The organism is Methylobacterium sp. Leaf469 (assembly GCF_001424745.1).
In the GTDB taxonomy this organism is placed as follows: Bacteria; Pseudomonadota; Alphaproteobacteria; order Rhizobiales; family Beijerinckiaceae; genus Methylobacterium.
The window spans coordinates 777,259-798,968 of record NZ_LMRE01000001.1; the positions used below are offsets into that span (position 1 = coordinate 777,259).

Below are 21,710 nucleotides of genomic sequence, written 5' to 3' on the forward strand. Positions count from 1 at the left end.
ATCGTGGAATCGGCCTTCACGAGGCCGGGGCGCGCGACGATCCTATGACCCGTCTTGGATTGCAGACCGTCTTGGGTTGCAGACCGTCTTGGGTTGGACCGCACGGGACAGGGCATGACACGCGTACGAACGAGCCTGCTCGCGGGCGTGGTGGGGATGATCGGGGTCCCGGCGGCGGCGGCGGAGCGGCCGGGCCGGGAAACGGACGAGGGCAGGACGGGCACGGACGCGCATGTCCGGATCTGCCCGACCCCCGGGACGGGGTTCTTCGTCATTCCGGGCACGGACACCTGCCTGCGGGTCTCCGGCCGGGCGCGGTTCGAGTATGCCTTCCAGAACGCCTACAGCCGCAATTCGGCCGGCGACATCAGCGGCTACCAGGCCCGCGCCCGCATCAACTTCGACGCCCGGACCCAGACCGATTACGGGGCCCTGCGCGGCTTCACCCGCATCGATGTCGGGAGCCGGACCGGGTTCGCCACCATGCATGCCGGGGCGTTCAACCGGATCGGCAACGCGTTCCCGGCCACCGGCGTCGACACCGCCGGCCGGGTCCAGCAGCAGGTGGCCCTGGACAAGGCCTTCGTGCAGTTCTCCGGCCTCACCGCCGGGCGGGCCTCGTCGTTCTTCGACTTCTACGCCCACGATTTCGAGTTCATCGTCGCGTCCATGGGCTCGAACATCCCGTCGACCAACCTCGCGGCCTACACGGCGAAGCTCGGCCGGGGCTTCTCCACCACCCTGTCGGTGGAGGATCCGCATTTCCGCCAGACGGCGGTCTATTCGACCCAGAACGCCCGGCCCCTGGTGCCGGGCCTCGACGGCGGGTTCGCGCCCCGGGCCGTGTCGCCGGTCTTCGTCGGGGCGAACCCGGACGGCACGCCCACGGGCATCGGCTTCGTCGAGTCGGCCCAGCGCAGCCGCGTGCCCGACCTCGTCGGCGTGCTGCGCTACGACGACACCTGGGGAGCGCTGCAGGGCTCCGCCGCCCTGCACGAGGTCAGCCCCGGCGTGCTCGCCCGCGACGCCTATCTCGGCACCCATCTGGGCGCGCCCGCCACCGCTTTCAACAGCCGCGACGCCGGCCGCGCGCCCTCGGCCTATGGCTGGGCCGTGCAGGGCGGCGTGAAGGTCAACCTGGCCGCACTCGCCCCCGGCGACACGGTCTATCTCCAGGTCGCCTACGGCGAGGGCACCGCCCTCTACACCGGCCTGCCGGCCTATGTCGGCCCCTACGCCCAATCGGCGACGGCGATCCAGGGCGCGCCGTTCACCCAGTTCCTCAACGACGCGGTGCTGAACCCGCTCACCAATCGCCTCGAACTCTCCACGAGCGTCTCGGTGACGGCGGCCCTGCTGCATTACTGGACGCCGTCCGTGCGCTCGGCGGCCTTCGGTTCCTACGGCGCCATGACGTTCGCGCCGGGCGCGCGCGCCGCGCAAGGCCTCGCCTCGGGCGTGACCGGCACCGGGCCGGGCCTGCCCGGCACGCGGTTCTTCGAACTGAACCAGGTGCTGCGGGATTCCTACCGCTTCGTCGTCGGCGCCAACCTGATCTGGTCCCCCGTCAAGGAATTCGATATCGGCGTCGAGGCGATCTACACCCGCTACGGCATGCAATCCGGGCGCGTCCTCGACCTCAGCCGGTTCCCGGCCCAGAACGCCGCCTTCGTCGACAACCCGGCCAACCCCGTCGCGACCATCTCCAGCGTCGACGCCGTCCAGGTCCGGGCCCGGGTGCAGCGGGACTTCTGATACTGTCTCCGGATGATCCATTCGGGGACAGTATCAGGCAGCCCGCGCGGCGCCTGAGCGAAGCCCAAATCCGCATTGCGAAGCGATCAACCGGATTTGGTATGAGGCGGGAGTTCCGGGGCGCGTCCCGCAGGCCAGTCTTGTCCATGTGCGGTCCAGCACACGCTGCCGGAACCGGGCACCCCTGTGCTTGTTGAGCAAGCACAATCGAGACGGACATCGGGTCTGTTCTTGACCGGGAGCCTGGAACTCAAATGAAGACGCGTCTTTCCGCCCTCGTCGCCGCCGTTGCTCTGGGTGCCGCCGCGATGTCGCCGGCGCTGGCCCATGACGGACAGTCGCGCTTCATGTCGTATTCGCCCTACGCACCCGAGACCACCGGCTCCCTGTACGTCGACGAGCGCGGCCCGACCTTCCTCGGCTGCCCCGTGAGCTCGGCCGCCGACGGCAACGCCAACCAGCAGACCCGCCCGGTGATGCAGTACGGCCAAACCGCGGGCGGCTCGTCCTGCTGAACGAACGGGTTGCCGTACGCGGACCACGCTTGATCGCGCAAGAGCGATAGGACGAGAGCGATAGGACGAGAGCGCTAGGACCGGACGGCCGTGGGAGAACCCGCGGCCGTCTTCGCGTGGGCCGCCTTACGCTTCGTCGCGCAGCTGCCGGCGGATGATCTTGCCCGTGGTTGTCATCGGCAGGTGATCGCGGAATTCGAGCAGGCGCGGATACTCGTGGGCCGAGAGCCGGGTGCGGACGAAGGCCTGGATCTCGGTCGCCAGGGCCTCGGAGGGGGAAAAGCCTTCGCGCAGCACCACGTAGGCCTTCACGATCTCCGTGCGCAGGGGGTCGGGCCGGCCCACCGCCGCGGCCAGGGCCACGGCGGGGTGGCGGCTCAGGCAATCCTCGATCTCGGTTGGGCCGATGCGGTAGGCGGCGGACGTGATGAGGTCGTCCTCGCGCCCGACGAAGTGGACATAGCCGTCTGCATCCCGCCGCGCCGTGTCGCCGGTCAGCATCCAATCGCCGCGAAACTTGCTTGCCGTCGCCTCGGGCTGGTTCCAGTACCGCAGGAACATCACCGGGTCGGGCCGCGCGATGCAGATCTCGCCGGGCTCGTCGGCGTCGCACTCGGTGCAGTCGGGCCGCCGGATCGTCACCCGGTGGCCGGGCACGGGCCGCCCGGTGGAGCCGGGCCGCGCCACGCCGGCCGAGGGGCAGGCGGCGAGCACGAGGTTGCACTCCGTCTGGCCGTAGGCCTCGCCGATGGTGAGGCCGAGGGCGGCTTGCGCCCAAGCGTAGGTCTCGGGGCCCAGCGCCTCGCCGGCCGAGGCGATGTTGCGGAGCTTCGACAGGTCGAAGCGGCCGCGCGGATCCGGCACCGTGCGTAGCATCTTCAGGGCGGTGGGCGGCAGGAACGCGGTGGTGACGGCGTGTTCCGCCATGAGCCGCAGCGCCGCCTCGGGCTCGAACCGCGCCGCCGGCTGCGCCACCACGGGCACGCCGAGGCGCAGGGCCGGCAGGGTGGCGTTGAGGAGGCCGCCGGCCCAGGCCCAGTCGGACGGCGTCCACAGGCGGTCGCCGGGGCGCGGCGGGAAGTCGTGCATCATCAGGAAGCCCGGCATGTGGCCGAGCAGCACCCGGTGTCCGTGGAGGGCGCCCTTGGCCTGCCCCGTGGTGCCGGAGGTGTAGATCATCAGGGCCGGATCGTCGGGCCCGGTGTCCACGGGGGTGAATGTCGCGTCCGATGCGTCGGCGAGCAGGTCGGCATAGGCGAGCGCCCCCTCGCCGGCGCCGTCGAGGCTGAGGACGAGGTCGAGGCCCGGCAATCCGGCGCGCAGGGGCGCGACCTTGGCGAGGCCCGCCGCGTCGGTGATCAGCGCCCGGGCGCCGGAATCGGCGAGGCGGTAGGCGAGCGCGTCGGGCCCGAACAGGCCAGCCAGCGGCAGCGCGATGGCGCCGAGCTTGTAGGCGGCGGCATGCGCCACCACCACGGCGGCCGATTGCGGCAGGAGCACCGCCACCCGGTCGCCCGGCTCGACGCCGCGTCGGCGCAGGGCCGCGGCGAGGCGGTCGGACTCCGCCTTCAGGGTGCCGAACGTGGTGGTGGCGACGCCCGCCGCCGTGACCGCCAGGATGGCGGGCCGGTCCGGCTCGCGCGTCCCCCAGACGTCGCAGACCTCCACGCCCATGTTGTACCGGGCGGGAATGTCCCAGGAAAAGCCCGCGACGAGGCCGGCATAGTCGGAGGCGGGCGCCAGCATGGCTGGGTTCAGAGCTTGTGGCCGGGGAAGCCGCCCGCATGGATGAAGTCGCCGATGGGGCGGCGCCCGTTCGGCACCTCCTTCTCGCGCTCCTCCTCGGTGAGGTCTTCGCGGGGCTTGGCGCGGCCGACCGCGTAGGCCGCCTCGACGTGGTTGCCCTCCGGCACGGCGAGCAGGGTCGCGGTGCGGGGCTTGTCGAACCCGCCCATGCCGTGGACGTGCCAGCCCTGGCGGATGGCCTGGAGCTGGAAGTTGGCCGAGGCCGCGCCGGTGTCCAGGGAATGGCTCGGCGTGGGCTTCAGGACATCGCCGACCTTCATGTGCGTGTTCGACACGAGGATGACCAGCGCCCCCGCATCCTTCGCCCATTTCTGGTTGCCCGGCACGAGAAGGTCGAGGAACGGCGCCCAATGGGGCGTGTCGCGCAGGGCATAGAGGAAGCGCCAGGGCTGGGAATTGTAGGAGGACGGCGCCCAGCGCGCGGCCTCGAACATCCGCAGCAATTCGGATTCCGGCACCGCCTCGCCGGTGAAGGCGCGCGGCGACCAGCGCTCGGTGAACAGGGGATCGATGGCATGGTCGGGCTGGCGCGGATTCACGGCAAAACTCCGGGGCGCGGGGAGCGCCGTTTCGCCTTTGCACCGGATGGGGGCCGGGTGCAAACCCCGGCCCCGTGGCCTTTGGTCCAAGGACTCCGCGGAGAGTCCGATCGAGGAGCGGCCTATTCGACGACCTTCGCGACGGGGCGGTCGTTGCCCTGCGCCGTCTCGTCGTGCCAGGCGCCCGCGCCGTCCTGATAGCGGATGCCTTCGGTCGAGCCCGGCACCTGCTGCTCGGCCGCCGCGGCCTGGGCCGCCTGGAGCGCCTCGTCGTGGCTCGGGAAGGTCTCGGAGAACACGTCGCCGACCTTGTAGGCGTAGCCGCCGTCGTGCTCGACGATGCGATAGGTGACGTCCGTCATGGGGTTGGTCCTCGTGTTGTCGGGGGCGAACCGATGCGGGCCGCGGGTGGTTCCCGGTCGGGCCTTTCCCGGCGGGTAGCCGGCGCTTCGGGTTTCGGCGAGGGCCTTCGCCGTCCGGGTGGCCGGATTCACACGGCGGATTCGCGAACTCCGTCGAAGTCACGGAGCCCAACCCCACCGGCGGAGCCGTCGAAGCTGCCCCATCGGAGCGTGTATTCAAAAGGCGCGAATCTTGCCTTGTCGAATTTCGACAGGCGTCGGGCGCGTCCCATGGACCGCCCGGTGCCCTCTGCGAGCCGCGCAACGACGCGTGGTGGCGGGCCGGATCGTTCGCGACGAATCCGGCGGCCCCGCAGGAGCCTCGAACTAGAAGAAGGACAAGCAATGGCCTATCTCGCGCCCGCGGAGTTCGTCACCAAGATGGTGGACGCCGGCGAATCCAAAGTCTTCATGTCGACCCGCGACACCGTGATCCGCGCCTACATGGCCGGGGCGATCCTGGCGCTGGCCGCCGTCTTCGCCGTCACCATCACCCAGCAGACCGGCATCCCCATCCTCGGCGCGGCCCTGTTCCCCGTCGGCTTCTGCATGCTCTACCTGCTCGGCTTCGACCTGCTCACGGGCGTGTTCGTGCTCGCGCCCCTGGCCCTGCTGGACCGCCGCCCGGGCGTCACTTGGCGCGGCGTGCTGCGCAACTGGGGCCTCGTGTTCGTCGGCAACTTCCTCGGTGCGCTCACCGTCGCCCTGATGATGGGCTTCGTGTTCACCTTCGGCTTCACCGCGCCGCCCGATCAGGTCGGCACCTTCATCGCGGGCATCGGCGAGCGCCGCACCGTCGGCTACGCCGCGCACGGCACGGGGGGCTGGTTCACGATCTTCATCCGCGGGATGCTGTGCAACTGGATGGTCTCGACGGGCGTCGTCGGCGCGATGATCTCGACCACGGTCAGCGGCAAGGTGATCGCCATGTGGATGCCGATCATGCTGTTCTTCTACATGACCTTCGAGCATTCCGTGGTGAACATGTTCCTGTTCCCGTTCGGCCTGCTCATGGGCGGCCACTTCTCGATCATGGACTACCTCGTCTGGAACGAGATCCCGACGGTCCTGGGCAACCTCGTCGGCGGCCTCGCCTTCACGGGCCTCACCCTCTACACCACCCACGTCCGCACCGCCCCGAAGCGGAACGTGGTCGGGATCGAGCGCCGCCACGCGGCCTGAGCGTGCCTCACAATACTCCCGGTCACGACCGGTTCTCACGCCGAGCCCTTCGGTGCAGCGGGAGTTTTGTGAGAGACACCGAATCCGGCACGACCGTCCGGGCCTCGCAGCGCGGGGCCCGGCCCACCGTTCCTCGATGATCTCCGGACGATGCCCCAGGACCTGACGCTCTCCCTCGGCCAGCACAGCGAACGCGGCCGCAAGGAGACCAACCAGGATTTCCACGGGGCCGCCCTCCCCGGGCGCCCCGCCCTCGCCCTCAAGGGCGCCGCCATCGCCATCGCGGACGGGATCGGCAGCAGCCCCGTCAGCCACATCGCCAGCGAAACGGCGGTCAAGAGCTTCCTGTCGGACTATTACGACACCCCCGACACCTGGTCGGTGAAGACCTCGGCGCAGCGCGTCATCGCGGCCACCAATTCGTGGCTCCACGCCGAGACCCGGCGCAACCGCCACCTGCACGACCCCGAGGGCGGCCGGGACCGGGGCTACGTCACCACCTTCAGCGCCCTCGTGCTCAAGTCGCGCACGGCCCACATCTTCCACGTCGGCGATGCCCGCGTGTCGCGGGTGTCGGGGCGCTCCCTCGAAGACCTCACCGAGGACCACCGCGTGGTCCTGTCGGCCAGCGAATCCTATCTCGGTCGGGCGCTGGGCGCCGCCGCCCACGTGGAGATCGACCATCGCCGGGTCGGCCTCGAGCGCGGCGACGTCTTCCTCCTGACCACCGACGGCGTGCACGAGCACGTGCGGCCCGAGGCCATGGCGGCGGAGGTGGCCCGGCACGGCGACGATCTCGACGGGGCCGCCCAAGCGATCGTCAGGCGTGCCTACGAGAACGGCAGCGGCGACAACCTCACCGTCCAGATCGTGCGCATCGACGCCCTGCCCGACGGCGATCCGGCCGAGCATCTCGGCCGGAGCGCGGACCTGCCCCCGGCCCCGCTCCTCGACCCGCCGGCCCTGTTCGACGGCTACCACGTCCTGCGCACTCTGCACGCGAGCCACCGCAGCCACGTCTACCTCGCCCTCGACGGGGAGACCGGCGCGCAGGTCGCCCTCAAGATGCCCTCGACGGACCTGCACGGCGATCCCGCGGGTTTGCGCCGGATGGTGATGGAAGAGTGGATCGCCCGGCGCATCGACAGCCCGCACGTGCTGACGGCCCCCGTGCAGACCCGCCCCCGCAGCCACCTCTACACGGTGATGGACTACGTCGAAGGCCAGACACTGGCGCAATGGCTGCGGGACAACCCCACGCCGGGCCTCGAAACCGTGCGCGGCCTCGTCGAGCAGATCGCCCGCGGGGTGCAGGCGTTCCACCGGCGCGAGATGGTGCACGGCGACCTGCGCCCCGCCAACATCCTCCTCGACGCGGCCGGCACCGTGCGCCTCATCGATTTCGGCTCGACGCGGGTCGCCGGCATCGCGGAGGATGCGGAAGGGGGCGAAACGGCCCTCGGCACGATCCAGTACACGGCGCCCGAGTGCCTCGCGGGCCACCCGGCGACGCCGGCCTCGGACCTGTTCTCCGTGGGCGTCATCGCCTACCAGATGCTCACCGGGCGCCTGCCCTACGGCGCCAAGGCGGCGCAGGCCGTCACGGAGGCGCGCGGGCGGCGGCTGAACTATGTCTCCGTCGCCGCCGCCCGCGCCGGGCTGCCGCCCTTCGTCGACGCCGCCCTGCGCAAGGCCGTGCATCCGAACCCGGCGCTGCGCTACGACGCCGCCTCGGCCTTCGTGGCGGACCTGCGCGCGCCGAACGCCGCCCTGCCGGGCCTGCGGCCGGCGGCCCTGCTGGAGCGCGACCCCGTCCTGTTCTGGAAGCTCGTCGCCCTGGCCCTGGCCGTCGCGGTGGTCTGGCTGCTGGCCCACCGGGCCTGAGCCCATCGCCGCCCCCCTAATGCCGGGTGACGGCCGCCCAGGGGAGGTTCGGCACCGCCGCTTCGCAGCCGGCGATGAGGGAGGCGCGGACGTCGTCGGAATCGTAGCCGCGCCCGTGCGGGAAGGCGACGATCTGCGCCGTCGCCTCGCCGGCCCGGCGGATCCGGGCGATCCAGGCCTCGGCCTCGCGGGTGAAGCGGACCTCGTAGGTCACGCCGTCCTGCTCGAAGGTGTGGGGCTCCATGCGGCGTCTCCTGTCCCGGATCCTCGCTGTCGCGCGTGCGACGTCCCGCGGGGCCTCGCCCCATATGGGCGGCCGGGGTATGGGGTCCAAGCCGTCGTCGCCGTTCGCCCCCGAGGTCCGCCCATGCGCCTGTCCGCCTTTCGTGCCCTGATCCTCGCGGGGCTGGCCTGCGGCTCGGTGTGCGGCCCCGCGAGTGGACCCGCCGGAGCGCAGGGCCGCGGGCGCGCGCCGGCCCCCGACACCGTGCCGCCGAACCCGTTCGCGTCGAACTACCCCTCGCGGCCGCCCGAGGCGGCCCGGCCGCGCCCGCGCCGGGACCGGGGCGGCGAAGGCCTGCGCCCGCCGCGCGACATCCCGCTGCGCTGAGCCCCACCCTCCTCACCCCTTCCCCCCCTTGCGAGGCACCCATGCATCGTTCCCTGAAATCCGCCCTGCGGGCCGCCGTGATGACCGGGGCCGCCCTCCTCTCCCTCGGCATCGGCTCCCTCGGCCTCGGGCCCGCCGAGGCCGCCGACCGGACCCTGCGCATCGGCTACCAGCGCTCCTCGACCCTCATCGCCCTGCTGCGCCAGGATGCCGGCCTGGAGACCGCCCTCAAGCCGGCGGGCGTCACGGTGTCCTGGCACGAGTTCACCAGCGGCCTGCCGATCATGGAGGCCCTCAACGCCGGGCAGATCGACGTCTCGGCGGATGTCGCCGACACGGTGCCGCTCTTCGCCCAGGCGGCGGGGGCCAAGATCACCTACATCGCCCAGGAGGCGCCCTCGCCCGAGGCCCAGGCGATCCTGGTGCCGGGGGATTCGCCGCTCACATCCGTGGCCGACCTCAAGGGCCGGCGGGTCGCCGTGACCAAGGGCTCGGGCAGCCACTACCTGCTGCTGGCGGCGCTCGCCGAAGCCGGCCTCTCGTTCAAGGCCATCACCCCCGCCTACCTCACCCCCGCCGACGGCCGCGCGGCCCTGGCGAGCGGCGGCGTCGAGGCCTGGGTGGCGTGGGACCCGTTCCTGTCGGCGGCCCGCCAGCAATCGGGCGCGCGGGTCCTGCGCGACGGCGCCGGCCTGTCGCTCTACACGCGCTACTACCTCGCGGCCGACGATTACGTGGCCAAATCCGGCGACGTCCTCGGCATCCTGTTCGCCAAGCTCGCCGAGACCGGCACCTTCGTGAAGGCCGAGCCGGAGGCCGCCGCCGCCCGCCTGGCGCCCCTGTGGAAGATCGACGCCGACGTGATCGTGCGCGCCAACGCCCGCCGCAGCTACCGGGTCGAACCCGTCACCCGGGCGGCCCTGGGGGAGCAGCAAAAGATCGCCGACGCCTTCCGGGCCGAGGGCCTGCTGCCCCGCCCCGTCGACGCCTCCGCCCTCGCCATCTGGCAGCCGCCGGCCCGGTAGGCGGGGGGCCTCACACGGCGAGGCCGAGCTGGCGCGGGGCCTCGCCCGCGCCGGTGTCGAGGCCCGAGAGCGACACCCCGATCAGCCGCACGCTGCGGCGCAGGGGGAACACGTCGCGCAGGAGGCCGAGGCTGACCTGCGCCATCGCCTCGCGGCTGGCGACCGGCGCGCCGAGGGAGCGCGCCCGGGTGATCTGCGCGAAATCCGAGAACTTCAGCTTCAGGGTCACGGTGCGGCCGGCGACGCCCTTGCCCGCGCAGGTGGTCCAGACCTTGTCGAGGAGCGGCTGAAGCCGCTCGGCCAGCACGTCGAACGCGGTGGTGTCCTCCGAAAACGTGGTCTCGGCCCCCACCGACTTGCGGATGCGGTGCGCCCGCACGGGGCGCTCGTCGATGCCCCGGGCGACGCCGTGGTAATACCCGCTCGCGCTGCCGAACACGGCCTGCAACTCGGCGAGCGAGCGCGCCCGGAGGTCGCCGCCCGTGAGGATGCCGAGGCGCTTCATCTTGGCCTCCGTCACCGGGCCGACCCCGTGGAAGCGCCCGATGGGCAGGGCCTCGACGAAGGCCGGGCCCATGGCGGGGGTGATGACGAACAGGGCGTCGGGCTTGCGGTAGTCGGACGCGACCTTGGCCAGGAACTTGTTGTACGAGACCCCCGCCGAGGCGACGAGGCCGGTGCGGGCCAGGATCTCGGCCCGGATGGCGCGGGCGACCGCGGTCGCGGTGGGCAGCCCCCGGAGGTTCTCGGTCACGTCGAGATAGGCCTCGTCGAGGGAGACCGGCTCGATGATCGCCGTGTGCTCGGCGAACACCGCCTGGATCTCGGCCGACACCGCCTTGTAGACGTCGAAGCGCGGCTTGACGAAGACGAGGTCGGGGCAGAGCCGCCGGGCCGTCACCGAGGGCATCGCCGAGCGCACGCCGAACACCCGCGCCTCGTAGCTCGCCGCCGCGACGACGCCGCGCTCCCGCGATCCGCCCACCGCCAGGGGCCGCCCCCGCAGAGCCGGATCATCGCGCTGCTCCACGGAGGCGTAGAACGCATCCATGTCGATGTGGATGATCTTCCGGGTGGGGTTGGCGTCGGTCGTGGCTTCGGTCTCGCGCGACATCGGCCCTCGCGTCTCGGGCGCGGCGAACTGTTCAGTCTTTGTTCTCTTGTTGTGGATCGGGGGGCGGGGGTCAAGGGTGGGGGGCGGGGGTCCCCGACCCACATCCTCATCCTGAGGTGCTCATCGCGAAGGGATAAGCCTCGAAGGAGGGCTCCAAAAGCCAGAGCGACCCTTGGAGCCCTCCTTCAACGCCGCCGACGCGGCACCTCAGGATGAGGGGGTTGAGAAGAATCAGGCCAAAGCCCCATCTGGGATCGCCATAACTCTCAGGATTGGGACTTTTCGCGGCCGCGCGATCCAGGAAAATCGACCGCCTCCACCCCAAACATCACACCGGCGCCGGTCCAGGCGTACCCACCGTCCCACACGAATAACAGAACCGGTCGAAGGTGCTCTTGCGGTGGTCGCAGGCCGGGCAGCGTTCGAAGACGCCGATGCCGCAATGCGGGCAGAAATTGGCGGCCGGGTTGGCGAGGTCGATGGGCCGTTCACAGCCGGGGCAGACCTTCTTGGCGAGGCGGAGTTGGGCCTGGTCGGTGGCGATCTCCGTGCGGCGCTCGGCGTCGGGACGGGCCTCGGCCGCCTTCTGGCGCTCGTTGTAGGCGTGCAGCGCGTTGATCGCCGTGCGGCCGACGAGGAACGTCACGATCACCCCGACGCCGTAATGCACGTAGCCGCCGTAGCTCGGTAGGTAGGGCACCAGCTCCACGAAGAACGCGAAGGCGGCGGCGAGGGCGAAGCCCCAGACGTAGGGCCAGTTGCGGGTGTGGCGGCGGCGGGCGAGCAGCCATCCGGCGAGCGCCAGCAGGGGCAGGGTGAGGGCGAGGCGGTAGCCGAACACCCGCAGCTCCTGGCCGTGCTCGGCCGCGTCGAGCTTTGTTTGGGCCGCGCCCCGCAGCTCGGCCTCGACGGCGTCCTGCGCGGATTCGCGCTCGGAGAGGTCGAGGGCGGTGCGGTTCAGGGCTTCGAGCCGCTCCTCCACGGCGCGCTCGGCCGCCTTCAGGGCGTCGAGCCCCTCCGTGCGGGCGATGAGGGCCGGGTCCTGGTCGACGCGCCGGGTGGCGTCGCGGGTCTTCAGCCAGTTGGCGAAGGTCTCGCGGGCGGCCTCCGAGGCCGAGCGCGCGGCGTCGAGGGCGAGCTGAGCCTGCTCGGCCTGCCGCCGGGCGTCGTCCTGCTCGCGGCGGATCGCCTTGAGGGCGTCCGTCGAGGCTCGGGCCTGCTCCCGGTCGAGGAACTGTTCGAGGGTGAAGCGGTGCTCGACCTGCGGCAGGTCGCCGACCACGAGGGCGCCGAGGCCGATGAGGAACACCGCGAAGGCGAGGGCCACGAGCCACAGGACGAAATTGAACCACCGTTCGGACAAGCGACGACCGGAACGCATGGGGAGACCTCGCGGGTTTGGTGGGGGATGCGCGTCCGGCCGGGTTTCTAACCCGGCCGGACGCGCGCCTCGTTGCGGTGGCAGGATTCGAGGTCGCGGACCGAGCGGTTGTAGGTCTCGCCGAAGAGCTGGGCCGGCTGGCTCGGATCGCCCTTGGCGCGGATGTCGCGGGCGACGTCGCGGCCGTGCCCGATCACGCGGGCGACGGTGTCGGTGTAGCCGGTGCAGGACGAATTCGCCTTCGGGCTCAGGGCGTCGAGGGTCGCGCCGAGCTGCGCGTTGGCCGTCGACACCGCCGCGAGGGCGGCGAGGAAGGGCCCCACGTCGGCCTTCGGCCCCAGGGCCTCGAACCGCCGCACCGCCCGGCGCAGGGCGAGGCTGGTGGACAGGAGCCGGCGGGCGGGCGCGTCCTCGGGCAGCGCGGCGAGGCGCGCCTCGTCCCGGGCGATCTCGCGCTCGAACAGGGCGGTGCCGTAGGCGTCCATGGCCTTGGCGGCGGCCTCGACGCGGGGCACGAGGATCGGATGCTGCTCGCGGGCGAAGCGGTAGCCGTCCTCCTTGAACTCGCGGGTGGTCTGGTAGCGGGTCAGGGCCTTCAGGGTCGGGTTGAGGGCGCGCAGGGCGTCGCGCAGGCGCGCGGCCTCGGCGTCGATCTCCGGCACGGTCCCGGGCAGCGCGATCGCCGTGTCCAGTTCGTCCAGGACCCCGTCGAAATCGACGATGCCGAAATGGTACCAGGCGTTGGTGCCGAGCTTGGTCCCGAGCTTCAGGACCCGCTCGTTGTCGCGGCGGTAGTCCGCGAGCTGCCGCTCCAGGGGGTGGGAGCGGACGAGGTGGTTCTGCACCTCCGTGTAGGCATTGGCCTTGGCCAGGACTTGGGCCAGGACTTGAGCTTCAGGGTTCGGGGGCGCGGGCGCACGGGCCGGCGCCCGTCCGGAGGGCGGCGCGTTCGGGGTCTGCAGCAGGGCCTGCGCGGCCGGGGCCAGGGCCGGGAAGTCGCACCGGAACGCCTCGGTCAGGCTCCGGCGTACGGCCTCGTGGGCCTGGGCGCATTGATACGCCACCGTCGGGCGGGCGGACGCATCGCGCGCCACGGCACTCCGGAAGCTCTCCCGCAGGGTGTTGATGCCCTGGCGAATGCCGGGCCGGGCCGCCTCGGGCACGCCCGGGCTCGCGGCGCATCGCGCATACGCGTCGAGGAAGGCGTCGCAGCTCTCCACGCCCACGACGTCGACCGGCGTGATGGCCGCCGCAGGCCGGGCCGCGAAGCCGGCCAGGATCGCCAGCGCGCCCGCCACGGTTCGGGCCACGCGGCTACTTGTCCGTCCGGGTCCGTGCATGCGTGGTCCTTGGATTGGGGGGCCCGGGGTCGGGGGGCCCGGGGTGGGCGGCTTCGCCTGTCATGCGGACCCGGACCCGCTTGCGCAAGCTGTCGCACGCGCGGGGCATCGCCATCCGGTCGCCGATCCCTATTTCCTAAAGGGATTCATCACCGTACCGGACGAACCGTCGTTCGACCGAGCCGGCCCCGGCCGGCGGGCGGGCGCGGTCGCCCAGCAGGCGCCGCGACCATGCCCCTCCCCTCGCCGTCCCCCGCCGCCGCATCCCCGCCCCGCCTGTGGCGGCCCCAGCGCGTCGTCGTCACCCGCGCGGCCCGCGGGTTCGCCCATGGCCGGGCCATCGCCGAGCGCGCCGCCGCCCTCGGCGCCGAGGTGGTCGAACTCGCCGGCGATCGCCTGGTCGCCCCGAAGCACGACGACCCGCGCGCGGCCTACCGCGCCGCCAAGGGTACCCTCGCGGTGGTGGTGGCGCCCCCGAGCAAGCGCCGGCTGCAGCCGATCCCGCCCTCGGCCGACTGGCGCTTCGACCTCGCCGAGGGCTGCCACGCCCATTGCCAGTACTGCTACCTCGCCGGCTCGCTCAGCGGCCCGCCGATCACCCGCGTCTACGCGAACGTCGACGAGATCCTCGCCGTGCTGCCGGCGCATCTCGGCAGCGGCGGCGTCACCTCCGTGTCGCCCGAGCGCGCGCACGAGGGCACCACCTTCGAGGGCTCCTGCTACGCCGATCCCCTGGGCATCGAGCACCTCACCGGCAGCCTGTCGGAGGCCGTGCGGTTCTTCGGGCGCTGGGACGCGCCGGTGCAGCTGCGCTTCACCAGCAAGTTCGGCGACGTCTCGCCCCTCATCGGCCTGCCGCACGGACGGCGGGTGCGGGTCCGCATGTCGGTGAACGCCCAAGCGCTGATCCGCTTCGAGGGCGGCACCAGCCCGCTCCAGGCCCGCCTCGACGGGCTCGCGCGCCTCGCCCGCGACGGCTACCGCGTCGGGCTCACGGTGGCGCCGATCCAGCCCTTCGCCGACTGGCCGGCGGGCTACGACGATCTGTTCGCCCGCATCGCCGCGGCGCTGGCCGGAATCCCCGACCTCGATCTCACGGCGGAACTCATCACCCACCGGTTCACGCCCGGCTCGAAGACCGTCCTGCGCGACTGGTATCCGGGCAGCGACCTCGACCTCGACGAGGCGGCGCGCACCCGCAAGCTGACGAAGTTCGGCTCGACCAAGTACGTCTACCCCGCCGAGACCATGCGGACCCTGCGCGCGTCCCTTACGGAGATGCTGGGGCGCCACCTGCCCATGGCGCGGGTGCTGTACTGGACGTGACCCGGGCTTTTCTTCCGGAACGCGCGGCTTTGCGGGAGGCCGCCGCTTGCCTGCGGCGAATCCCGTCATATAACAAGAACATATCATGAACTCGTGCGTTGTCCGACACGATCACGACAGGGAGGGACCTCCATGGCCCGCTACCGCTTCCATGCGATGAACGGCTCGGACTTCGTGTTCGACGCCGTCGGCAAGGACATCCGCGCACCCGGCCGCGTGACCCGCTGGGCGGAAAGCGTGGCGCAGGACCTGATGGGCCGCCTCGACGGGGAGACGGACTGGTCCGCCTGGTACGTCAGCGTCCACGACCTCAGCGGCCGGCGCGTCCTCGTGCAGCCGTTCGTGCCCCCGCACGGGGATGCGCTCCCACGGGGGGCTTCACGCCGATCCCAGCCCGCCCCCCAGATGACGGCCTGACCGCCCGGGACGCCATGCGGCATCATGGGGGAGGCCGCCCGTCGAACCCGGGGCCGGGGCCGCCGGTTGGAACGCCATGAGCCAGCACAGCGCCGACCCCGCCCAGCAGATCATCGACGCCCGACGCCGCGAGATGGCCGTCGAACACCTGTTGTTCGGAACCATCCGGTTCCTCGCCCAGCGTCATCCCGAACTGCTCGACGATCTCGAAGGCAGCCTCGATCATCTCTGGGACAAGGGTCCGGCGGACGAGCGCGACGACGAGGCCGTGCGCGAGGTCGCGCGGCGCTTCGTCGGGAGCCTCCGGGTCGAGCGCTGAAGGCGATTGGCTCCCCGAACGGCCGCACGTTCGAGCCGCCAAGATAATCCTTCATGAAACCAAGGGTTTCGGGGCGAGAGACTTGCTGCACCCGAACGTAATACAGAACAGCATTCCTTTGACTTGATGCATGCGGGAAGGCGACATTGTCGATGGTTCGCCGCCGCACTGCTGGTCCGATCAGTGATCCTCCCATCGCGAAATCAGGCGTCCGGCGGCGAGGCCGATCCTGACCTTGCAGGTCTCGAATCTCCCGGTCGCACCGGGGGGTTCGAGAGACTGCGTGTGCGATCCCGGAGTGTCTCCCGTGCTGCGAAAATCCGCCTGCCTGTTCGCGTTCGCCCTGACCGTGCTCACACCCGCGTTCGGGGTCGCCGCGCAGGAGCCCGTAGCCGCGACCCAACCGAACGCCGCGCAGTCTACGGCGAGCCCCCTGGTCTCCACGGAATGGCTGGAGAAGAACCTCGAGGCGAAGAAGCTCCGCATCGTCGAGGTCAGCGTCGATCCGGGCGTGTTCGAGCGCGGGCACATCCCCGGCGCCCAGAACGTCGCCTGGCACACGGACCTCGTCGAGACCGTGAGCCGCGACATCGCCGGGCCGGACAAGTTCGCCGCCCTGGTGCGGCGGCTGGGCATCGACCGCGACACCACCGTGGTGCTCTACGGCGACAACAACAACTGGTTCGCCGCCTGGGGCGCCTGGGTGTTCGCCCAGTACGGCCTGACCGACAACGTCAAGCTGCTCGATGGCGGACGCAAGAAGTGGGAGGCCGAGAAGCGCCCCCTCGACACCCGCAACCCCGAGGTCGCAGCCTCGGCCTTCGCCGTCACGCCGGCTTCGCCGGCTCTGCGCGCCCGCCTCGCCGACGTGCTGGCGGTGGCCAAACGCGAGCGCGACGAACAGATCCTCGACATCCGCTCGCCCGACGAGTTCAGCGGCAAGGTGATCGCCCCGGCCGGGGTGCAGGAACTCGCCATCCGCGCCGGCCACATCCCCGGTTCGGTGAACGTGCCCTGGGCCAAAGCGGTGAACGCCGACGGGACGATCAAGTCTCCGGCGGAACTCAAGGCCCTCTACGCGGCGGCCGGCATCGACGGCACCAAGCCGATCATCACCTCCTGCCGCATCGGCGAGCGCTCCAGCCACTCATGGTTCGTCCTCAGCCGCATCCTCGGCTACCCGACCCGCAACTACGACGGCTCGTGGACCGAGTACGGCAACACCGTCGGCGTGCCCGTGGTGAACCTCGCCGGGACCGTCTGGGGCGGCAAGTGAGCGACGGCGTCGCGGCGCGCCCCCTTGCGCCGCCCGCCCCATCGAACGCCTCCGTCCGGACGGACGGGGGCGCCCCCCTGCGGGTCGCCGGGGCGCTCGCCATCGCGGGCGGCCTCGCCCTTGCGGCCCACACCCTCGCGGGCGAACCGGGGGGCGGGCGGCTCGCCCTGTCCCTGACCTTCGGCGCCCTGTTCGGCTTCGTGCTCCAGCGCAGCCGCTTCTGCTTCTACTGCCAGTGGCGCGACCTCCTCGTCACGGGCGATCCGCGCGGGATGCTCGGCATCCTGGCCGCCCTCGCGGCGGGAATCGCCGGCTATACCGTGGTGCTGGGCGCCTGGATGCCGGACCCGTCCGGCGCGCGCCTGCCGCCCGACGCCCATATCGGCCCGGTGGGACCGGTGCTCGTGCTCGCCGGCGCGGTGTTCGGGGCCGGCATGGCGATCTCGGGCTCCTGCATCGGCGCGCATCTCTACCGCCTGGGCGAAGGCTCGCCGACGGCGCCGTTCGCGCTGCTGGGCACCGGCCTCGGCTTCGCCCTCGGGTTCGCCACCTGGAATCCGCTCTACCTCGCCAGCGTCTCGGAGGCGCCGGTCCTGTGGCTGCCGCGCCACCTCGGCTACGCCGGGAGCCTCGTCGCCGCCCTGGCGGTGCTCGGCGCCCTCGCCCTGCTCCTGCTGCGCCGCCTGCCGGCGCCCGAAGCCGTGGCGCCGCCGGGCCACCTGTCGCAGAGCCACCTGTCGCAGAGCCACCTGCCGCAGAGCCACCTGCCGCCAACGAGCCCCTGGCACGCGGTGTTCGTCGTCCGCTGGCCGGTCTGGCTCGGCGGGTTGGCGGTGGGGGCGCTGGCGACCCTCGCCTACCTGCGGGTCGGCCCCCTCGGGGTCACGGCCGAGATCGGCGGACGCAGCCGGCAGGCGGCGGGGGCCTTCGGGCTGCTGCCCGAGCGCCTGGAGGGGCTCGATACGTTCCGGGGCTGCGCCACGGCCGTGCGGGACGCGGTGCTGACGCCCAACGGCCTGTTCGTCGGCGGCCTCGTGCTGGCCTCCCTCGCGGCGGCCCTCGCGGCGGGCCAGTTCCGCCCGGCCCTGCCGACGCCGGGCCAGATCGGGCGCGGCCTCGTCGGCGGGCTCCTCCTCGGCTGGGGCGCCATGACCGGGCTCGGCTGCAGCGTCGGCACCCTGCTGTCGGGGATCATGGCCGGCGCCGTCTCCGGCTGGGTGTTCGGCCTCGCCCTGTTCGCGGGTGCGGCCGGCACCCTGTGGGTCGGGCGACGGGCACGTCTTCTGGCGTAGACGCGGATCAGTGCCCGAAGACGGGTCGCAACGGGGCGGCCTCGGCGTCCTTGTAGATCGGCACGATGGCGCGCAGCCAGCCGCGGGTGTCGCGGCCGCCGTAATTGCTCTGGACCACGTCGCGGGTGACATAGGCCTGGAGGTTCACGGGGCCGAAATCGTAGCCGACGAGGCCGCCCACGGCGACCTGGCCCTGGCGCTTGTAGGCGGGGTTGCGCGTCGGCAGATCCGTCGAGCCGAAGGCGACGGGGCCGACCTCCCACTTCCCGAACTTCTTCGTCGCCGTGAGGTCGAGGTTGAGGAAGTCGGGGTAATACGCGGTGCCCAGCGGCGAGACCGTCTCCAGCACGGTGCCGTAGAGGGCGTGCGCCGTGAGGTTGAGGCCGTCGCCGTTGTAGGTCACGGCGAAGCGCTGGTGCAGCACCGCGTTCTGGATCACGATCCGGGTGTCGCTCGGCAGGTAGGCGCCGAGCAGGTAGCTCGCATGGACGTGTTCGCCGAGGGTCCAGGCGATCTGGCCGGCCAGCAGGGTCTGGCCGAAGCCGCTCTGGTAGGCCGCGCCCCGGGTGCTCGAGGCCGCGATGGGCTGGAGCACGACGAATTGCAGGCGCCCGCCCGCCACGGTCCAGGGCGTCGCCCAGATGAAGCTCGGCAGGTTGATGTTGAGCTCGGTGCCGCGCGGCTCGGTGCTGCGGATGCCGAAGCTCGACGTGTTGACGAAGTACAGGCCGACCGCGAACGGCGCGCCGGCCGGCAGGCCCACGGTCTGGCCCGGCTGCGCCGACGACCCGGCCTGCACCGGCGCCGCCATGCCGGCACCGCCCAGGGCGAGCGCCGCCATGGCCCCGGCCCTCACCCCACTCGTTCGTCCCATCGTGCTCCCGATCGTCCGCCGCAGCCGCGCCCCTCGCGGGCGACATGGCATCTGGCGACATGGCATCGGGCGAACGCGCGCGCCGCATGGCGTCCTGCCGCAGGTGCGGCCTCCCGGCTCGACCGTGGCGCGAAGGCAACAATCCGGCGCCACCGACGCGGCTTCGACCGGGCGAGGGATTAAGACATGTGAAAAAGCGTGACCGGCCGATACAATCCCGGCACCCTTCCCCGACACCCTTCCGCACCGGTCCGATTCCGCGTCCCGCCCGACATGCGGGGGTCATTCGGCCGGGGTAATGCGGCGGGGCCTGCGATCCAGCCCGTCCGAGACGCCTCCGATGCCGTTCCTTCCCCGTTCGTTCCGCAGGCTCCCGGGGGCGACCACGCTGGCGGTCGGCCTGAGCTTCGCCCCGGCGGCCGGAGCCGCCGATCTGGCCGCCGCACCCCGCGTCGCGCCCGCCTTCGTCGATTGGAGCGGCGTCTATCTCGGGCTCGAGGGCAGCGCCGGGGCCTCGTTCGGCGCCTTCGATTTCGGCCGGACCACCGTCGGGGGCCGGGCCGTCCCGGCCTTCCGGACCGGGGACGCGACGGGGCGCTCGGACCGCAGCCGCGAGGCCACCACCGCCGTCGGCGGCGCCTTCGCGGGCTACAACTGGCAGACCGGCCCGTGGCTCGCGGGCGTGGAGGCCGACCTCTTCGGGAGCAACCTCAAGCGACCCGTGGCCTCGACGGCGCCGGGCTTCGGCACCGAGGCCGTCGATCCGGCCTTCAGCCTCATCCGGGTCAAGTCCGACGTGCTGGGCGCCGTGCGCGGGCGCCTCGGCGTCGCCTTCGAGCGGTCGCTGATCTACGCCACCTTCGGGCTCACGGGGGCCGAGGCGCGGTTCCTCGCGACCTATCCCGACCCCGCGACGGGCGCGGTCGGCACCGCGCGGCGCGACCGCACCTATCTCGGCTTCACCCTCGGGGCCGGCGTGCAGTTCGCCGTCTCCGAGCATTTCAGCCTCGGGATCGACTACCGCTACAACGATCTCGGCGGCAGCGGCCGGTTCGACCTCGGCACGGTGCCGGGGGCGGCGGGCGGCCCGGTCTCGACCCGGGCCGGTTTCATCGCCAACGAGGTGATGGCGCGCCTGAGCTGGCATCCGGGCGGCCTGCGCCTGCCCGACGAGGCGGAAGAATCCGGCCCGGTGCTCGGCGAGCGCTTCTCGCTCCACGGCCAGACCACGTTCTTCAACCAGGCCGTGGCGGGGTTCCGTGCGCCCTACAGCGGCCCCAACAGCCTCGTGCCGCACCAGGCGCAGGCGACGACCACGGCGACGCTGTTCCTCGGCCTGAAGCTCACGGACAGCACCGAGCTCTACTACAACCCGGAATTCTCCCAGGGCTTCGGCCTCAGCCGCACCCTCGGGGTCGCCGGCTTCACCAACGGCGAGGCGCAGAAGGCCGGGGCGCCGTTCCCGAAGCTGCGCTCCGCCCGCTACTTCGTGCGCCAGACCTTCGGTCTCGGTGGCGAGACCGAGACCCTGCCCGACGGCCCAAACCAGATCGCCAACACCTACGACGTCGAGCGGATCACATTCATCGCCGGCAAGTTCGCCATGGGCGACTATTTCGACGGCAACCGCTACGCCCACGACCCGCGCGTGGATTTCGCCAATTGGGGCCTGTGGAGCTCGGCGGCCTGGGACTTCCCCGCCAACCTGCCCGGCTACACGCAGGGGATTCTGGTCGAGTACAACCGTGCCGAATTCGCGTTGCGGGCCGCCTACACCCAGGTGCCGAAGGAGCCGTCCAGCGACGTGCTCGACCCGCGGGTGTTCGAGCGCGGCGGCTTCACCATCGAGTTGGAGGAGCGCCACGTGCTGCCGCTCCTCGACCGGCCGGGCAAGCTGCGCCTCGGTGCCTTCTCCAACGTCGGCAACAGCGCGCGCTACCGCGAGGTGGTCGGCCTCGCCCAGGCGGGCACCTTCGACGACATCAACGACGCCGTGGCGGCGACCCGGCGCCCGCGCCGCAAGAGCGGGGTCTACGTCAACCTCGAACAGGCGGTCACCGACGATCTCGGCGTGTTCGCCCGCGCCAGCGCCGCCGACGGGCGCAACGAGAACCTGTCCTTCACCGACATCGACCGGAGTTTTTCCGGCGGCGTCTCCCTGAAGGGCAGCCAATGGGGCCGCCCGAGCGACACCGTCGGCCTCGGCACGTCCATGAACCAGCTCTCGCCGTCCCACCGCGACTACTTCGCCAACGGGGGGCTGGGCCTGCTCATCGGCGACGGGCGGCTCACCTACGCGCCCGAGCGGGCGGTGGAGGCCTACTACGCGCTGAGCCTCGGCAAGGCCCTGGTGCTGACGGCCGACTACCAGTTCGTGGCGAACCCCGCCTACAACCGGGACCGCGGCCCGGCGCACTTCTTCGGCACCCGCCTGCACGCGGATTTCTAGACGTGGCCCGCACGACGCCCGGCCGGAACCGGCAAGACACGGCCGAAGACACGGCCGGCGCCGGCCCGGAGGCTAACATGGGTTAGCCGCCGGCGATCACGGGCTTTTGTCCGTGCCCCCATTCCGGCGTCATTGCGCCGTCATGAATCCCGTCCTTGGGATACGACCCGGCAACGGGACGAGCCCCCATCGAGAACGCCTTCGC

Annotated in this window: 20 protein-coding genes; 12 read left to right on the forward strand and 8 right to left on the reverse strand. The window is 71.9% G+C overall.

Translation table 11 applies throughout. The features are described from left to right. Positions 1–114 precede the first annotated feature (114 nt). Positions 115–1,755: a porin gene (locus ASG60_RS03640; RefSeq protein WP_244474275.1), complete on the forward strand. Its 1,641-nt coding sequence runs from the start codon at positions 115–117 to the stop codon at positions 1,753–1,755. 254 nt (positions 1,756–2,009) lie between these two features. Next, positions 2,010–2,270 carry a hypothetical protein gene (locus tag ASG60_RS03645; RefSeq protein WP_056264797.1) on the forward strand — a complete coding sequence of 87 codons (261 nt, stop codon included), beginning with the start codon at positions 2,010–2,012 and terminating at the stop codon, positions 2,268–2,270. Between the two features lie 126 nt (positions 2,271–2,396). On the opposite strand, the gene ASG60_RS03650 is transcribed toward ASG60_RS03645, so the two are convergent. From ASG60_RS03650 to ASG60_RS03660, 3 genes are all read right to left on the reverse strand, one after another. Beyond that, entirely contained in the window at positions 2,397–4,016 is a 1,620-nt protein-coding gene (locus tag ASG60_RS03650) for an AMP-binding protein (RefSeq protein WP_056384248.1), read from the reverse strand. Positions 4,017–4,024: 8 nt separating this feature from the next. After that, positions 4,025–4,615: a nitroreductase family protein gene (locus ASG60_RS03655; protein ID WP_056171021.1), complete on the reverse strand. Its 591-nt coding sequence runs from the start codon at positions 4,613–4,615 to the stop codon at positions 4,025–4,027. A gap of 122 nt (positions 4,616–4,737) precedes the next feature. Beyond that, on the reverse strand, positions 4,738–4,977 hold the full coding sequence (locus ASG60_RS03660; RefSeq protein ID WP_056171051.1) for a hypothetical protein: 240 nt from the start codon (positions 4,975–4,977) through the stop codon (positions 4,738–4,740). A gap of 384 nt (positions 4,978–5,361) precedes the next feature. Between ASG60_RS03660 and ASG60_RS03665 the strand changes: the two genes are divergently transcribed. Further along, entirely contained in the window at positions 5,362–6,198 is an 837-nt protein-coding gene (locus ASG60_RS03665) for a formate/nitrite transporter family protein (protein ID WP_056171018.1), read from the forward strand. A gap of 150 nt (positions 6,199–6,348) precedes the next feature. Further along, positions 6,349–8,082: a bifunctional protein-serine/threonine kinase/phosphatase gene (locus tag ASG60_RS03670; protein WP_056384249.1), complete on the forward strand. Its 1,734-nt coding sequence runs from the start codon at positions 6,349–6,351 to the stop codon at positions 8,080–8,082. Between the two features lie 16 nt (positions 8,083–8,098). On the opposite strand, the gene ASG60_RS03675 is transcribed toward ASG60_RS03670, so the two are convergent. Next, the gene (locus tag ASG60_RS03675; RefSeq protein ID WP_056171013.1) at positions 8,099–8,326 is read right to left on the reverse strand and encodes a hypothetical protein; all 228 of its coding nucleotides are present in this window, start codon (positions 8,324–8,326) and stop codon (positions 8,099–8,101) included. A 123-nt stretch (positions 8,327–8,449) separates the two neighbouring features. On the opposite strand from ASG60_RS03675, the gene ASG60_RS03680 reads away from it, so the two are divergent. Next, the gene (locus tag ASG60_RS03680; protein WP_056171012.1) at positions 8,450–8,692 is read left to right on the forward strand and encodes a hypothetical protein; all 243 of its coding nucleotides are present in this window, start codon (positions 8,450–8,452) and stop codon (positions 8,690–8,692) included. Between the two features lie 41 nt (positions 8,693–8,733). After that, the gene (locus tag ASG60_RS03685; RefSeq protein WP_056171009.1) at positions 8,734–9,717 is read left to right on the forward strand and encodes an aliphatic sulfonate ABC transporter substrate-binding protein; all 984 of its coding nucleotides are present in this window, start codon (positions 8,734–8,736) and stop codon (positions 9,715–9,717) included. A gap of 10 nt (positions 9,718–9,727) precedes the next feature. Here ASG60_RS03685 and dinB read toward each other — a convergent pair whose 3' ends face one another. The 3 genes from dinB to ASG60_RS03700 all read right to left on the reverse strand — a co-directional run bounded on the left by dinB (position 9,728) and on the right by ASG60_RS03700 (position 13,522). Then, positions 9,728–10,831: a DNA polymerase IV gene (dinB, locus tag ASG60_RS03690; RefSeq protein WP_056384250.1), complete on the reverse strand. Its 1,104-nt coding sequence runs from the start codon at positions 10,829–10,831 to the stop codon at positions 9,728–9,730. Positions 10,832–11,159: 328 nt separating this feature from the next. Next, the gene (locus ASG60_RS03695; RefSeq protein ID WP_056384251.1) at positions 11,160–12,212 is read right to left on the reverse strand and encodes a zinc ribbon domain-containing protein; all 1,053 of its coding nucleotides are present in this window, start codon (positions 12,210–12,212) and stop codon (positions 11,160–11,162) included. A 47-nt stretch (positions 12,213–12,259) separates the two neighbouring features. Beyond that, positions 12,260–13,522, reverse strand: coding sequence for a DUF3829 domain-containing protein (locus ASG60_RS03700; RefSeq protein WP_056359812.1), 1,263 nt, complete (start codon positions 13,520–13,522; stop codon positions 12,260–12,262). A 261-nt stretch (positions 13,523–13,783) separates the two neighbouring features. Between ASG60_RS03700 and ASG60_RS03705 the strand changes: the two genes are divergently transcribed. The 5 genes from ASG60_RS03705 (at position 13,784) to ASG60_RS03725 (ending at position 18,182) form a co-directional block, all read left to right on the forward strand. After that, a complete protein-coding gene (locus tag ASG60_RS03705) occupies positions 13,784–14,878 on the forward strand; it encodes a spore photoproduct lyase family protein (RefSeq protein WP_056384252.1) in 1,095 nt (364 codons plus the stop codon). Between the two features lie 132 nt (positions 14,879–15,010). Beyond that, entirely contained in the window at positions 15,011–15,295 is a 285-nt protein-coding gene (locus tag ASG60_RS03710) for a hypothetical protein (RefSeq protein ID WP_244473754.1), read from the forward strand. 76 nt (positions 15,296–15,371) lie between these two features. Further along, positions 15,372–15,614 carry a hypothetical protein gene (locus ASG60_RS03715; protein ID WP_200927130.1) on the forward strand — a complete coding sequence of 81 codons (243 nt, stop codon included), beginning with the start codon at positions 15,372–15,374 and terminating at the stop codon, positions 15,612–15,614. 433 nt (positions 15,615–16,047) lie between these two features. After that, on the forward strand, positions 16,048–16,890 hold the full coding sequence (locus ASG60_RS03720; protein ID WP_244476569.1) for a sulfurtransferase: 843 nt from the start codon (positions 16,048–16,050) through the stop codon (positions 16,888–16,890). After that, positions 16,887–18,182, forward strand: a complete 1,296-nt coding sequence (locus ASG60_RS03725) for a YeeE/YedE thiosulfate transporter family protein (protein WP_056384253.1) — start codon at positions 16,887–16,889, stop codon at positions 18,180–18,182. Before ASG60_RS03720 ends, ASG60_RS03725 begins: the two co-directional genes overlap by 4 nt. A 7-nt stretch (positions 18,183–18,189) precedes the next feature. Here ASG60_RS03725 and ASG60_RS03730 read toward each other — a convergent pair whose 3' ends face one another. Beyond that, complete coding sequence (locus ASG60_RS03730; protein WP_244476570.1) at positions 18,190–19,023, reverse strand: transporter; 834 nt, start codon at positions 19,021–19,023, stop codon at positions 18,190–18,192. A gap of 373 nt (positions 19,024–19,396) precedes the next feature. Between ASG60_RS03730 and ASG60_RS03735 the strand changes: the two genes are divergently transcribed. Beyond that, positions 19,397–21,505, forward strand: coding sequence for a carbohydrate porin (locus ASG60_RS03735; RefSeq protein WP_082531593.1), 2,109 nt, complete (start codon positions 19,397–19,399; stop codon positions 21,503–21,505). Positions 21,506–21,710 lie beyond the last annotated feature (205 nt).

Coding starts and splice junctions, on each gene's coding strand:
- ASG60_RS03640 (WP_244474275.1), top strand. CDS start 115: ATGACACGCGTACGAACGAGCCTGCTCGCGGGCGTGGTGGGGATGATC.
- ASG60_RS03645 (WP_056264797.1), top strand. CDS start 2,010: ATGAAGACGCGTCTTTCCGCCCTCGTCGCCGCCGTTGCTCTGGGTGCC.
- ASG60_RS03650 (WP_056384248.1), bottom strand. CDS start 4,016: ATGCTGGCGCCCGCCTCCGACTATGCCGGCCTCGTCGCGGGCTTTTCC.
- ASG60_RS03660 (WP_056171051.1), bottom strand. CDS start 4,977: ATGACGGACGTCACCTATCGCATCGTCGAGCACGACGGCGGCTACGCC.
- ASG60_RS03665 (WP_056171018.1), top strand. CDS start 5,362: ATGGCCTATCTCGCGCCCGCGGAGTTCGTCACCAAGATGGTGGACGCC.
- ASG60_RS03670 (WP_056384249.1), top strand. CDS start 6,349: ATGCCCCAGGACCTGACGCTCTCCCTCGGCCAGCACAGCGAACGCGGC.
- ASG60_RS03675 (WP_056171013.1), bottom strand. CDS start 8,326: ATGGAGCCCCACACCTTCGAGCAGGACGGCGTGACCTACGAGGTCCGC.
- ASG60_RS03680 (WP_056171012.1), top strand. CDS start 8,450: ATGCGCCTGTCCGCCTTTCGTGCCCTGATCCTCGCGGGGCTGGCCTGC.
- ASG60_RS03685 (WP_056171009.1), top strand. CDS start 8,734: ATGCATCGTTCCCTGAAATCCGCCCTGCGGGCCGCCGTGATGACCGGG.
- dinB (WP_056384250.1), bottom strand. CDS start 10,831: ATGTCGCGCGAGACCGAAGCCACGACCGACGCCAACCCCACCCGGAAG.
- ASG60_RS03695 (WP_056384251.1), bottom strand. CDS start 12,212: ATGCGTTCCGGTCGTCGCTTGTCCGAACGGTGGTTCAATTTCGTCCTG.
- ASG60_RS03705 (WP_056384252.1), top strand. CDS start 13,784: ATGCCCCTCCCCTCGCCGTCCCCCGCCGCCGCATCCCCGCCCCGCCTG.
- ASG60_RS03710 (WP_244473754.1), top strand. CDS start 15,011: ATGGCCCGCTACCGCTTCCATGCGATGAACGGCTCGGACTTCGTGTTC.
- ASG60_RS03715 (WP_200927130.1), top strand. CDS start 15,372: ATGAGCCAGCACAGCGCCGACCCCGCCCAGCAGATCATCGACGCCCGA.
- ASG60_RS03730 (WP_244476570.1), bottom strand. CDS start 19,023: ATGGCGGCGCTCGCCCTGGGCGGTGCCGGCATGGCGGCGCCGGTGCAG.
- ASG60_RS03735 (WP_082531593.1), top strand. CDS start 19,397: ATGCCGTTCCTTCCCCGTTCGTTCCGCAGGCTCCCGGGGGCGACCACG.